Consider the following 11,543-nt stretch of genomic DNA (forward strand, 5'->3'; position numbering starts at 1 on the left):
CAACCCCGTTGACGGTGATCCGATTCCCGTCATCCGCTCTTCTTCGAAGCCCCGGGTCAGAGACCTGGGGCTTCGTCGTCGTCCGGGGAAGTACCGCCCGACGGGGCTGCGGCGTGGGGGAGTTCGGCGAGGAGGATCTCGGCGGCCCGGGTGACGTTGTCGGCGTGGACGGCGCGGGCCATGGCCGTGCGGGCGGCCTCGGGCGTCGTGGCGGGCGGGACGACCATGAGGGAGAAGTGGTCGTTGTCCCCGCGGGTGATCAGGACGGTGTCGTCGCCGACGGGGAAGGAGTCGAGGTGCACGACCTGGTCGTCGACGACCAGGCGGGTCGGGATGGCGTTCCAGGCCGAGGCGTCCAGACCTACCCGGGTGATGGGTCCGAGGTGTTCGGTCAGGGCGGTGATCAGCGGCGGGAGCTCTCGCTCCACGTCACGTGAGCGCGGCCACCAGGCCCCGTCGAGCAGGCTCTGCCGGGACCCCGTCGTCTCCAGTCGGAGCAGCGCGGTACCCGGTCCGACGGCCCGGTGGATCTCGTCCGGCAGGAGGCGCGGGGGCGTGTGGGGAATGCCCGTGTCGGTCATGGTCGGTCCGTCCGTCCCCGGGTGGTGCCGCTGCCGCCCGGACCGGTGCCACGGCGGACGCCGGGCCGGTGAGCGGGGCGACGGCCCCGTTCTTTCACCGTACTCCGGGAGAACTCGCGGACGCGCCGTTCCCCGCCGCAGAACCGATCGGCGCCGGACCTTCGGACGTACCGTGGACGTACAGAGACCCGACCAGCCCGGCCTTCGACGGGAAAGGACGATGCCGCCTTGGATCGCAACGAGCCAGAACCCGACGTTCTGCCGCCGCCGGGGTACGCCGAAGTCCGCATCGTCGCCGCCACCCCGGACGCCGCCCGGATGGTGGCCGAGGTCCTCCGCCACTGCTTCGCCGGCGGCGAGCAGCGCAGCTACCCCGCCCCCGGCGGAGGCACCCGCCTCCACCTCACCGTCGACACCGCCCGCACCGCCGAACCGGCTCGGTCCTGGCTGGCCACCAGCAGGCCCCCGAGCGGCACCGGGCCCCACTCCCAAGAACCCTGACCAGGCGGCCGGAGCCCTCGGGCGCGCGTGGCGGCCCCGGTCGCCGCGGAGCATCCTGGAAGCCGCACCGCGGTGCCGACGGATCGGCCCGTCGGCACCGGAGCAGGGTGTTGCCCCGCCGCCCGCCTGGAGGCCCCCCGGATGACCGTCGGACCGCACGAGGACGGGGGCCCCGACCGCTCGGAGAGCTTCGGGGAGATGCTGCTGGGCGGGCTCCTGGACCACGCCCACGCACTGCCGCCCGACCGGGTCGGGCCCGCCCTCGCCGCCGCGGTCGCCCGGATCGGCGGCCGGGGGGCGCAGATCCTGCTCCAGGACTACGGGCAGCAGAACCTGGTCCCCCTCGCCGGGGACGGGCTGGAGGACGGTGATCCCCTGCCCCTGGACGGTTCGGCGGCCGGCCGGTGCTTCCTCACCTGGCGTCCGGTCGAGGTGCCGGTGGCCGACGGGGTACGCGTCCACGTCCCGCTGCTGGACGGTGGCGACCAGGCCGGAGTCCTGGCCGTCACCCTGGACGCGGTCGACGACGACGACCGCCGCATCCTGCGCAGGCTCGCGGCCCTGGCCGCCGACACCATCCGGACCAAGAACGGCTACACCGACCTCTTCTTCCGCACCCGGCGGGGCGAAGCGATGAGCGTCGCCGCCGAGATCCAGTGGTCGCTCCTGCCACCGCTGGCCATGACGATGCCCCGCGTCGCCGTCGCCGGAGTCCTGGAACCCGCCTACGACGTGGCCGGCGACAGCTTCGACTACGCCCTGAACGGCGACGTCCTCCACCTCGCCATGATCGACGCCATGGGCCACGGCCTGGACGCGGCGACCATGGCGACCGTCGCCATCGGCGCGTACCGGCACGCCCGCCGCACCAGCGTCGAACTCTCCGAGATCTACCTCTTCATGGACCGGGCCGTCGCCGAGCAGTTCGCCCCCGACCACTTCGTCACCGCCCAGATGCTGCGGCTCGACACCGGCACCGGCCGCCTCCAGTGGGTCAACGCCGGACACCCCGCCCCCATGCTGATCCGCGAGCACCGCGTCGTACGTCGCCTCGACAGCCCCACCACCCTCCCCGTCGGCTTCGGCGGAGACCAGCCGCAGGTCAGTGAGGTGGCGCTCGAACCCGGGGACCGGATCCTCTGCTTCACCGACGGCCTGATCGAGGAACACGAGAGCGGGCAGGAGGAGTTCGGCGAGGAACAGCTGATCGACCGGGTCCACCGGCTGGACCGGGCCGACCGGAACGTACGGGCCGTGGCACGCGACCTCTCCCACACGCTCAGGAGGGCCCGCGGCGGGGCCACCACCGACGACGCCACCCTCGTCCTCGTCGAGTGGCGCGGACGCGGGTGACGGGGCCCCGGCTTTCCGGCGGCCCCGCCCGCCGGAAGAGCGGCCCGGTCCGCCGCCCCGTCCGGCTCCGGCGCGGAGTACGTTGGAGGTACCGGGAGCACCTCGTACACCCGCTCCCACGCGGACGTCGTTCCCGGCGCTCACTAGGCCGGGGCGCCCCGGGCGCCCCGGGGACGGGTCCCGGTCTCATGACCAGCACCACTGCTCCCACCCGCCAGGCCCGCCTGGCCCTGACCCCGAACACCTCCATGACCGGCCTGCTGGACGGCGCCTGGTGGCCGTATTCCCGCGATCTCGCCACCGAGCTGCTTCCCCTGGTGGAGGCTTTGCGGGACCGCTTCGGACGCGTCACGCGCATCACCGCGAACCCGGCCCCCTGGCCGGTCGCCCTGCGCAAGGTCCCCGTCGGCGACTACGCCGTGCACGTGGGCTGGTTCGCCGGCCAGGCTCCCGACACGATGATCCTGCTCTCGTACAGCCTCGGCCGCTGCGACCTGCTCGTGATCCCCCCGGAAACCGAACCCGCCTCCGCCGCGCGCCTGATGGCCGCCGCGTCCGCCCCGGGCAACGGCCGCACCACCGGCTCCCTGATGTCCGAGGAACACGAGACAGGTCTTCTCCTGCGGGAGGCAGGGGTACGTGAGGACGCCTGGGAGACGGACGGCGGCGCCTCCCCGCAGCCCAGGCTCCGCCCCCACCCCGTCGTCGGGGCACGCATGATCTACCTGCCCCACGGCGTGCGGAGATGACACCTGCTGCGGCCCGCCCTCCGAACCCGTGCCCCATCCGTGCCCTCGGTGGCGGTGAACAGCGGTCGAAACGGGTGCCCACCGGACCGGTGGAAAGCCGCCGCAAGGGCGCGTTTCCGCAGGTCAGGCGCTAGATGATCGAGACGGGCGCCGGTGATTCCCAAGCTTATGGCGCGGGTTCGATTCCCGTCATCCGCTCTTCTTCGAAGGCCCGGGTCAGTGACCTGGGCCTTCGTCGTCGTCCGGGGAGTTCAGAGGCCGCGTGCTCCTAGCGGCTCGAGGGGTCGCGTGCGTCGTCGCCGGTCGGGCGGTGTCGGGGCGGCGGGGTGCGGCGCCCGGTTCATGCTGTGGCGTAGTGGGCGAGGGAGGGCTCCAGCAGGTCGAAGGCGGTGTCCGCCTCCGCGGTGACGGTGGCGGAGATCCGGGCGTTGTCCTGGCCGGCGAGGGTGAGTTCCTGGATGCGCTGGAACAGGGTGCGGTGCACCGCGCCGAGCAGGGCGGCGGCGGTGCGGGGGGCGATGTCTCCGCGGGGGGTGCCGGTGGCGTCGGCCAGGGCGTCGGCCAGGGCGGCTTCCCGCAGGTCGTGCAGGTCCCGAAGCCGTGTGGAGAGGGTGGGGCTGTCGGCGACCATGCGGGCGAAGTCGGGGCCGGAGAAGCCGGCGACCGGGTCGGCGTTCGCGGCCGCGTCGGTGAAGGCGCGGCGGAGGGCCGAGAGGGCGGACTCGCCGGCCTGACGGCCGGTCACCGTCTCGGCCAGGGAGGCGGCGAAGGCGTCCTGGTGGTCCAGGGCCAGGTCCTCCTTGCGCGGGAAGTAGTTGGTCACCGTCTTCTTCGCCACCCGCGCGGCCGCGGCGATCTCGGCGATGGTGGTCCGCTCGAACCCCTGGGCCAGGAACAGGCCGGTGGCGACGTCGGAGATGAGCTGCCGGGTCTCCTGCTTCTTGGATTCCCGCAGGCCGGGAGGGGGGCCGGACAAGGCTCGGTCAGTAGTCATGACGCAATCTTACACTCGTAGCATTTTTATGTTGACTCCCCTGGTGCGCTCGATGTAATTTTACGTCCGTCGCAAGTTTCCTGCGGAGTGAAGAACGGATACGCCCATGCCCGAGCGCCACCTCGTCGCCCTTCAGGTCCCCCACGTCAAGACCGGCGCCCTCCCGGCCCGGCGGGACGGCCGCGTCCCGGCTCCGCCCTTCGGCAGCCGGCGCCCCGGCCGCTCCGTCCCGACGCCGGCCCCGCGGAACCCCCCGAAGAACCGCAACCTGCCGCGTCGCTCCGGCTACTGACCCGCACTCACCCGGAGCCCGAGCCCACCGCCGTGACACCCCTCAGGAGAAGCACCGTGCAGATCACCGCGTCCACCGTCTCGCTCACCGTCGACGACGTCGCCGCCTCCCGGCGGTTCTTCACCACCCACCTCGGCTACGCCGAGCAGGCCGCCGCCGACGGGTTCGCCTCCCTCACGCGCGACGACGCCGCGATGGACATCGTCCTGCTCGCCCGCGGTACCGAGGTGCTGCCGGCCGACCAGCGCGACCGGCACGCCTCCGGCCTGATCCTCGCCTTCACGGCCACCGGCATCGAGCAGGAGGAGAAGCGACTGCGTGCCGAGGGCGTCGAGATCACCATGCCGCTGCGCGAGGAGACCTGGGGCGAGCGTCTCTTCCAGATCACCGACCCCAACGGCGTGATCGTCCAGTTCGTCGAATGGGCCACCCCGACCGGCCCCGCACACGCCTGAGCCGCACCCTCATGGCCGGAACCCCCGCCGAGATCGCCCGTGTCGCCCCGGCGGACGGCCCCGCCTGAGCCGTCCGTCTCCCTTTCCCGTCCGACGTCAACAGCGGTCGCCGGTACGGCGGCCGGAGAGGAAGCCCCGATGAAGTACGCACTGGTGATCTTCGAGACGGACGAGTCGCGCCGCCGGATCCGGGCCGACCGGGCCGCCTACCGCAAGGAGTACGAAGGCTGGATCGGCGGCCTCGCCGCGGCCGGGAAACTGGTCGGTGGCGACGCCCTGGAGACCGAGGACACCGCTCCCGCGACCGTGCGCACCACGGCCGACGGGACGACGGTGACCGACGGGCCCGCGCACGCCGGTGAGGAGACCCTCGGCGGCTGGTTCGTCGTCGAGGTCGCCGACCGCGCGGAAGCCGTGGAACTGGCCAGGAGCCTGCCGACCCCGGAGACCGTCGAGGTCCGCCCGCTCCTCGAATCCGCCTGACCGGCACGAATCCGCCTGACCGGTACGGCTCGGAGCGACAGGCCGGAGCGGTCGCCCGCCGCGGCCGGGTGGCCGAAGAGCCGTGCCACAACGTGACAGGAGAACCGGTGAACAGCGGTCGGCAGAGGGCCCGGCCGGACGCCGGGGTCGCCCCCGGCCACGGCTGTTCCCGCAGTCCGGGCGGGGTGTACGCGGTCAAGTGCCGGGGGGAGTTCCCGAGCTCATAGCGCGGGTTCGGCTCCCGTCGTCCGCTCGTGAACGAAGGCCCCGGTCGGAGACCGGGGCCTTCGTCGTTGTCCGGGCCTGTCGCCGGTCGAGGTGATCCCGCCGGGGGGCGCGACCAGGCGTGCGGTCGGTCCGGTGCGACGGTGGACAGCACGGGGGCGCGGAGGACGAGGTGCGCGGCAGCATCCTGGTCCGACGTTTCGCTCTCCCCGCAGACCGGCTCTAGGGCCTGGCCCTGGAGGTGGCCGACAGCGCCTCTCGGCACACGCGGCGGCCCACCTCGCGCGGTGGGCCGGGAGCCGTTCAGGTCGCGTTCGGCGGAGGGGCCCCTTCGGCGGCGCGGCGGTATTGGGCGTTGATCCGCTGCGCTTCTTCGAGCTGGTCCTCGAGGACGATGATGCGGCAGGCGGCCTCGATGGGGGTGCCCTGGTCGACGAGGTCGCGGGCGCGGGTGGCGATGCGCAGCTGGTAGCGGGAGTAGCGGCGGTGGCCGCCTTCGGAGCGCAGCGGGGTGATGAGGCGGTGTTCGCCCAGGGCGCGGAGGAAGGCGGGCGTGGTGCCGGTCATCTCGGCGGCCCGGCCCATGGTGTAGGCGGGGTAGTCGTCGTCGTCGAGTCGGTCGTAGGGGTTGTCTGCTGTCATCGGCACCTTCCTGGGGCACGCGTCGAGGGGCCCTGGTGCCGTACGGCACCAGGGCCCCGAAGGAACTGCTACACCATCCATCGGCCCTGATACGGCGCCGACTCGTCATGTCCGCATCCCGGACCTGGCTGCTGTCGGGGGTGCGGGGATCGCGGTTGCCTGACCGGAGACCACCTCGCTGTCGATGTCCTGCGGTACCCGGGGGTCTGACGTCGCCGCCCGGGCGATCCTGATGGCGTTCCGCTCCTCCCTTTCTTCATCGGTTCGCACTGTTTCACGAGGGTGTTGCGGGTACTGCGCTGCGGCCCGTGGTGGCGCCGCCGCCCGGTGCGCGCGTCCGCAGCCGACGCCTTTCACCCGGGGCACTGCTCACCGGCGTACCGCCGGCCACTGCGGGGTGCGAGTCCGCCTCTGCCATGACTGCGGACCGCCTGCGGCGACCCCTGATCACTGCGGGTCGCCCGGTGCGGCGGTCAGTCCTGCTGCCGTCCTGCAACATCATCGGCTTCGGAACTCCACCGCCGCACCGTCTTGCGTACTGCACCTACCTGTCCTGCTGATCCTGCTTGCCGGCAGTTCACCTCTGCCCGGCCCTACTGACTTCCTGGGGTTACAACAGAAACCATATGCGCGCCGAGGACCAATGTCTACTCTCGCCGATACAGATTCCTGAGATTCACGCAGGGAGGTTATCGACTGTGGTCGCGTCCGAAAGCGACCGCTCCGGACGAGGAGCCGCGTTCGTCGAGGCGGGGAGGCGCGACCGGGCGCCCCGGACCGGCATGCGCCGGGCCGGGGCTCTCCGGGCCGGCGCTCTCCGGGCCGGCGCGTGGCACCAGCGCCCTTGGACACCGTGGTCACGTCAGGGGCGCCCCCTCCCTCGTCAGGGTGGAACCTGTCCCTCCTATCGGGCATCGGCACTGGTCACATGGGGTGAAACAGCCGCACGGCGCGTGCCCCGGCCCCGGGCGGAGAGCGTTGACGGGGATGTGAGTACCTCGACCACCACCCCGATACTGCCGACGCCTCCCGCCGCCCCCGCCCCTCCCGTCGTGCACGACTCGGGCGCGGACACCGCGCCCGGCGTCATAGTCATCGACTCCTGCACCACCCTCGGCGCCACTCTGGTCGTCCACCTCGCCGGGGAGATCGACCACTACAGCGCCACACCGTTGCGGGCGCTGTTGGCCTCAGCCGCCGACGACGGCTACACCGGCCTCGTCCTGGACACCTCACGGGTCACTTTCTGTGACACCGGGTTCCTGGCCGTCCTCGACTGGTGGCCCCGGAACGGGCGCCGCCTCAGGCTCGCGAATCGCTCCCCGGCCGTTCAGCGCCTCCTGAACGCGGCGGCCGCAGCGGACCGGCCACCGGCCCGGTCCGGCTCGCCCACGGCGGCGGTCACGTCATGACGTTCGGGCTCCTGGGCCGTGGCCCCATGCCCACGGCGGTTCTCCTCGCCCACCGGCCACCCGGGGAGAAGCGGCGCCGCCGCCCCTGAGGTCCATGACGCGGACATGGGAAGGTAGGGCCCGTCCCTCTCGACGGGCCCCACGCCTTCGGCACGACTTCCCGGACCGCTCAGGCGGCGTCTTCGCCCCGGCGGCCGGCCGGCGCTCGGCCCCCCTCGGGTGCCGGCGGGCCGGATCCGCCTCGCGCGAGGATCAGTGGTCGGAGTAGCGGACGTCCCCCATGGTCCACGCGCTGATGTCCGCGATCGAGACGCGGTACATCCCACCCGTTTCCGGGATCCCGACCGCGCCCTGGAGGATCCGCGCCAGGTGGAAGTGCAGATGCGTGGGGGGCCCGTTCCTCTCCGCCGCTCCGGCGGCGAAGACGGCGGAGAACTCGGCCAGGTGGTCGGAGTCCGCCAGGACCTCCGAGACCCGCTGACGCCACACCGCCTCAGGGGCCAGCCGCCCCGTGATGACAGCGCCTCCGGTGACGACGGTCAGGGACATCTGATTGCTCCGCCCGGACTCCACCAAACCGGCGATGTCAACGAGCAGCTCGTCAGTCTTCGACATGAGAGCCGATCCTACGGGCCGCCTCACCCGGTCCACAGGTCCGCTCCCGCAGAGGGGACGGACCGGCAGGAGAGCGCACCGCCAGGGCCGCCCCTCCTTCGCGGTCGATCGGCGCTCCTCCCCGGCTCCGCCCGTCCGCGCGTCCGCCCGTCCGCCCGTCCGCCCGTCCGCCCGTCCGCCCGTCCGCCCGTCCGGCCGTCCGGCCGTCAGGATCCAGCGTTCGGACGGGGTGGCGGTGGCGGCCGGGCCGGCACGCATCCCCTCCGCGGCGAAGCACGGGGAAGCGACGGACACGGTGAAGGGCGAAACCGAATCTACCCGCGCGGAACCAGAATTCGACAGACGGCGCGACGAGGATTACTACCGCTCAAAAAGAGCAGGAATGCTTCTGCCGTCTTCCAGGACGATCCCGTGCTACTGTCGATATCAGTTGCAGTTGCGGTTCCCGAAAATTCACGTGCCCCCAGCAGCCTTCAAGGCGCCGGGAGCGCTATTTTTCGTCTCCGGATCATCCGGCGGGGCAATCGGCACGGCGACCTGGTTTCCGTGCAACGCGGACGCCGATGATCCTCGAAGGAGAAAAAATGAGCACGGGTACCGTGAAGTGGTTCAACGCGGAAAAGGGCTTCGGCTTCATCGAGCAGGACGGCGGCGGCCCCGACGTCTTCGCCCACTACTCGAACATCGCCTCCCAGGGCTTCCGCGAGCTGCAGGAGGGCCAGAAGGTCAGCTTCGACATCGCGCAGGGCCAGAAGGGCCCGACGGCCGAGAACATCGTCTCCGTCTGATCCTGAAGCACGGACAGCAGCAGGGGCCCGCATCCTTCGGGGTGCGGGCCCCTGCTGCGCATGTCACCCGGAACCTCCCGGCCGGATTCCCTCCATAAATCGCTCCGGAGGACGGCCCGGCCCTCACCGCCGCCCCACTCCGCTCCTCCGCCGATCCCGCCTTTCCGGCCCCTTTCCGGCGGTTCGGCTTTCATGCAGAATTCGAAGCCGTCGGGAAGTTTTTCGCCCCGTTCCTCAGCCGCGGAAATCCCTCGATGCGCCGCGCACCGAGGAAGGACCCGCATGGACAGCACGCACCCGGCCGGTCGTCGTTCCTGCCGTGACGACGGACCCGTCCACGGGCGATACGAGATCACCTCCCTTTCGCCGCCCACGCCCACGCCCGCGCCGCAGGCCGCCCGGACGTTCGCCGGCCTCGGCCTGCCGGACCGCCTGATCGCCGCGCTCGCCTCCGAAGGCGTCACCGTGCCGTTCCCCATCCAGAGCGCGACCCTTCCGGACGCGCTCGCGGGCCGAGACGTCCTGGGGCGCGGCCGCACCGGCTCCGGCAAGACACTGGCCTTCGGCCTCGCCGTGACGGCCCGCACGGCCGGCATGCGGGCCGCACCCAGGCGCCCCCTCGCCCTCGTCCTCGTCCCCACCCGCGAGCTGGCACAGCAGGTGACCGGCGCGCTCGCGCCGTACGCCCGCGCCGTCGGGTCGAGGCTGGCCGCGGTCGTCGGCGGGACGCCCCTCAGCAGGCAGACCTACGCCCTCCGGAAGGGCGTCGAGGTCGTCGTCGCCACCCCGGGCCGGCTCACGGACCTCGTCGTCCGGGGCGACTGTCTGCTGGACCGGATCTCCGTCACCGTCCTGGACGAGGCGGACCAGATGACCGACATGGGCTTCGCGCCCCAGATCACCGACCTCCTCGACCGGGTGCCGGCCGAAGGCCAGCGGCTGCTCTTCTCCGCCACCCTGGACCGCAGTGTCGACCGACTCGTCGACCGCTACCTGTCGGACCCCGTCGTGCACTCCGTCGACCCCGCCGCCGGGGCCGTCACCACGATGGAGCACCACGTCCTGCACGTCCACGCCGACGACAAGCAGGCCGCGACCGCCGAGATCGCCGCCCGCACGGGGCGCGTGATCCTGTTCCTCGACACCCAGCACGCCGTCGACCGGCTGACCGGGGACCTGCTGGCCCGCGGGGTGCCCGCCGCCGCGCTGCACGGCGGCAAGTCCCAGCCCCAGCGCACCCGCGCGCTCGCGCGGTTCAGGAGCGGGCAGGTGCCGGTGCTCGTCGCCACGAGCGTCGCCGCCCGGGGCATCCACGTCGACGGACTCGACCTCGTCGTCAACGTCGACCCGCCCGCCGACCCCAAGGACTACCTGCACCGCAGCGGCCGCACGGCCAGGGCCGGGAACCCCGGCAGCGTCGTCACCCTGGTCACGCCGAAGCAGCGTCGCGCCACCGCCCGCCTCATGTCGGCGGCGGGCGTCCGGCCCCGGATCACCCGGATCCGCCCCGGCGAGGCGGAACTGCACCGCATCACGGGCGCCCGGACCCCCTCGGGCACCCCCGTCCGCGGGACCTAGCCGCCGGCGAGCGGCCGCTCCGGACCGGGACGACCCCCGCCGGACCGCCCGGGACCCCGCGCCACCGCGGGGCGCCGCCGCCCGGCCCCCTCCCCGTACCTTCCCCCCTCCCTCCACCAGGAGCCGCTCGTGACACCTGCACAGACACGACCCCACCACCCGTACACCCAGGACGCGGCCGAACCGCACGTCTGGGCGGACATGACCGTCGAGGTCGCCCTGGCGGTCATGAGCGGGTCCCGTACCGGACGCCTGGTCATCCGTGACGCCGACGGCCGGCGCACCGGGCTCGTCACCCGGGCCCAACTCGCCGGTTTCCGCGCCAGTCCCGCGTACACCGACCGGGTGCGCCTGAGCGAGATCGACCCGCCGGACACCACCCCCCGCCCCTGACCGCCCGCGCCGGGAACGCCCACCCGCCGCATTCCTTCCCCCTGTGAGGTCCCATGCGTTGCGTGATCGCCCGCTTCCCGTTCGAGCTGACGAAGAGCGGTGTCCTGGAGACGATGAAGGGCGTCGTGCCCGAACCCGTCTCCGGCCCGTTCGTGACGATCGGCCGCCGTACCTATCCCGCCAAACAGGTCGGCGCGGTCGTCACGCGCCAGGACCGTCGCGACTTCGGCGTCGACGAGGTCCTGCGGGCCATGTCCCGGCTCGGCTTCACGTGCGGCACCCGTCCGGCCGTCCTCTCTTCCCCGGCCGCCGCCGACCCGGTCCGGCGGGCGTCCGATCTCCTGGGCGAGTCCCCCGCGGCCTGACGGCCGGAAAAGGCGCGCCGGCGATGCGGCGGCCCCCTGCCGAGGACGGTTCTCCCCGCCCGCCCTCCACCCGTCCTCCCTCCACCCGTCCGTGACGCCGGTACCGGCGACACGGAC

At 72.7% G+C, this 11,543-nt stretch carries 14 protein-coding genes and 1 pseudogene; 11 read left to right on the top strand and 4 right to left on the bottom strand.

The annotated features are described in order from the left end of the window. Positions 1 to 56: 56 nt before the first annotated feature. On the bottom strand, positions 57 to 581 hold the full coding sequence (locus tag ACFW6A_RS30010; RefSeq protein WP_351843749.1) for a DUF5994 family protein: 525 nt from the start codon (positions 579 to 581) through the stop codon (positions 57 to 59). Positions 582 to 809: 228 nt separating this feature from the next. Here ACFW6A_RS30010 and ACFW6A_RS30015 point away from each other — a divergent pair, with 228 nt between their 5' ends. From ACFW6A_RS30015 to ACFW6A_RS30025, 3 genes are all read left to right on the top strand, one after another. Beyond that, positions 810 to 1,082 carry a hypothetical protein gene (locus ACFW6A_RS30015; protein WP_351843746.1) on the top strand — a complete coding sequence of 91 codons (273 nt, stop codon included), beginning with the start codon at positions 810 to 812 and terminating at the stop codon, positions 1,080 to 1,082. 141 nt (positions 1,083 to 1,223) lie between these two features. Then, positions 1,224 to 2,435 (top strand): PP2C family protein-serine/threonine phosphatase, encoded by a 1,212-nt coding sequence (locus ACFW6A_RS30020; protein WP_351843744.1) that lies wholly within the window; start codon positions 1,224 to 1,226, stop codon positions 2,433 to 2,435. Positions 2,436 to 2,623: 188 nt separating this feature from the next. After that, positions 2,624 to 3,184 carry a DUF5994 family protein gene (locus tag ACFW6A_RS30025; protein ID WP_351843741.1) on the top strand — a complete coding sequence of 187 codons (561 nt, stop codon included), beginning with the start codon at positions 2,624 to 2,626 and terminating at the stop codon, positions 3,182 to 3,184. A 340-nt stretch (positions 3,185 to 3,524) separates the two neighbouring features. Here ACFW6A_RS30025 and ACFW6A_RS30030 read toward each other — a convergent pair whose 3' ends face one another. Beyond that, on the bottom strand, positions 3,525 to 4,178 hold the full coding sequence (locus tag ACFW6A_RS30030) for a TetR/AcrR family transcriptional regulator (protein WP_351843739.1): 654 nt from the start codon (positions 4,176 to 4,178) through the stop codon (positions 3,525 to 3,527). 106 nt (positions 4,179 to 4,284) lie between these two features. Here ACFW6A_RS30030 and ACFW6A_RS30035 point away from each other — a divergent pair, with 106 nt between their 5' ends. The 3 genes from ACFW6A_RS30035 to ACFW6A_RS30045 all read left to right on the top strand — a co-directional run bounded on the left by ACFW6A_RS30035 (position 4,285) and on the right by ACFW6A_RS30045 (position 5,408). Further along, positions 4,285 to 4,470 carry a hypothetical protein gene (locus tag ACFW6A_RS30035; RefSeq protein WP_351843737.1) on the top strand — a complete coding sequence of 62 codons (186 nt, stop codon included), beginning with the start codon at positions 4,285 to 4,287 and terminating at the stop codon, positions 4,468 to 4,470. A 56-nt stretch (positions 4,471 to 4,526) separates the two neighbouring features. After that, positions 4,527 to 4,925, top strand: coding sequence for a VOC family protein (locus tag ACFW6A_RS30040; RefSeq protein ID WP_351843735.1), 399 nt, complete (start codon positions 4,527 to 4,529; stop codon positions 4,923 to 4,925). 138 nt (positions 4,926 to 5,063) lie between these two features. Further along, positions 5,064 to 5,408 (top strand): YciI family protein, encoded by a 345-nt coding sequence (locus ACFW6A_RS30045; protein ID WP_351843732.1) that lies wholly within the window; start codon positions 5,064 to 5,066, stop codon positions 5,406 to 5,408. 528 nt (positions 5,409 to 5,936) lie between these two features. On the opposite strand, the gene ACFW6A_RS30050 is transcribed toward ACFW6A_RS30045, so the two are convergent. Beyond that, a complete protein-coding gene (locus ACFW6A_RS30050) occupies positions 5,937 to 6,275 on the bottom strand; it encodes a MerR family transcriptional regulator (protein ID WP_351843729.1) in 339 nt (112 codons plus the stop codon). A gap of 989 nt (positions 6,276 to 7,264) precedes the next feature. Between ACFW6A_RS30050 and ACFW6A_RS30055 the strand changes: the two genes are divergently transcribed. Then, entirely contained in the window at positions 7,265 to 7,687 is a 423-nt protein-coding gene (locus ACFW6A_RS30055) for an STAS domain-containing protein (protein WP_351843726.1), read from the top strand. A 252-nt stretch (positions 7,688 to 7,939) separates the two neighbouring features. On the opposite strand, the gene ACFW6A_RS30060 is transcribed toward ACFW6A_RS30055, so the two are convergent. Continuing rightward, positions 7,940 to 8,302 carry a hypothetical protein gene (locus tag ACFW6A_RS30060; RefSeq protein ID WP_351843724.1) on the bottom strand — a complete coding sequence of 121 codons (363 nt, stop codon included), beginning with the start codon at positions 8,300 to 8,302 and terminating at the stop codon, positions 7,940 to 7,942. 584 nt (positions 8,303 to 8,886) lie between these two features. Between ACFW6A_RS30060 and ACFW6A_RS30065 the strand changes: the two genes are divergently transcribed. The 4 genes and pseudogenes from ACFW6A_RS30065 (at position 8,887) to ACFW6A_RS30080 (ending at position 11,426) form a co-directional block, all read left to right on the top strand. Beyond that, entirely contained in the window at positions 8,887 to 9,090 is a 204-nt protein-coding gene (locus ACFW6A_RS30065) for a cold-shock protein (RefSeq protein WP_079428392.1), read from the top strand. A 192-nt stretch (positions 9,091 to 9,282) separates the two neighbouring features. Then, positions 9,283 to 10,656: pseudogene (locus ACFW6A_RS30070) on the top strand (DEAD/DEAH box helicase); the annotation flags it as partial. Positions 10,657 to 10,797: 141 nt separating this feature from the next. Next, positions 10,798 to 11,061 carry a CBS domain-containing protein gene (locus ACFW6A_RS30075; protein WP_351843719.1) on the top strand — a complete coding sequence of 88 codons (264 nt, stop codon included), beginning with the start codon at positions 10,798 to 10,800 and terminating at the stop codon, positions 11,059 to 11,061. Between the two features lie 53 nt (positions 11,062 to 11,114). Next, a complete protein-coding gene (locus ACFW6A_RS30080) occupies positions 11,115 to 11,426 on the top strand; it encodes an SCO5918 family protein (RefSeq protein WP_351843717.1) in 312 nt (103 codons plus the stop codon). Positions 11,427 to 11,543 lie beyond the last annotated feature (117 nt).

The sequence above is a fragment of the Streptomyces sp. NPDC058758 genome (assembly GCF_042746075.1).
Classification (GTDB): domain Bacteria; phylum Actinomycetota; class Actinomycetes; order Streptomycetales; family Streptomycetaceae; genus Streptomyces.

Bases quoted from the DNA above. Each gene is read 5' to 3' on its own strand.
- ACFW6A_RS30035 (WP_351843737.1), top strand. From the start codon at position 4,285: ATGCCCGAGCGCCACCTCGTCGCCCTTCAGGTCCCCCACGTCAAGACC.
- ACFW6A_RS30030 (WP_351843739.1), bottom strand. From the start codon at position 4,178: ATGACTACTGACCGAGCCTTGTCCGGCCCCCCTCCCGGCCTGCGGGAA.
- ACFW6A_RS30065 (WP_079428392.1), top strand. From the start codon at position 8,887: ATGAGCACGGGTACCGTGAAGTGGTTCAACGCGGAAAAGGGCTTCGGC.
- ACFW6A_RS30050 (WP_351843729.1), bottom strand. From the start codon at position 6,275: ATGACAGCAGACAACCCCTACGACCGACTCGACGACGACGACTACCCC.
- ACFW6A_RS30080 (WP_351843717.1), top strand. From the start codon at position 11,115: ATGCGTTGCGTGATCGCCCGCTTCCCGTTCGAGCTGACGAAGAGCGGT.
- ACFW6A_RS30025 (WP_351843741.1), top strand. From the start codon at position 2,624: ATGACCAGCACCACTGCTCCCACCCGCCAGGCCCGCCTGGCCCTGACC.
- ACFW6A_RS30045 (WP_351843732.1), top strand. From the start codon at position 5,064: ATGAAGTACGCACTGGTGATCTTCGAGACGGACGAGTCGCGCCGCCGG.
- ACFW6A_RS30060 (WP_351843724.1), bottom strand. From the start codon at position 8,302: ATGTCGAAGACTGACGAGCTGCTCGTTGACATCGCCGGTTTGGTGGAG.
- ACFW6A_RS30010 (WP_351843749.1), bottom strand. From the start codon at position 581: ATGACCGACACGGGCATTCCCCACACGCCCCCGCGCCTCCTGCCGGAC.
- ACFW6A_RS30020 (WP_351843744.1), top strand. From the start codon at position 1,224: ATGACCGTCGGACCGCACGAGGACGGGGGCCCCGACCGCTCGGAGAGC.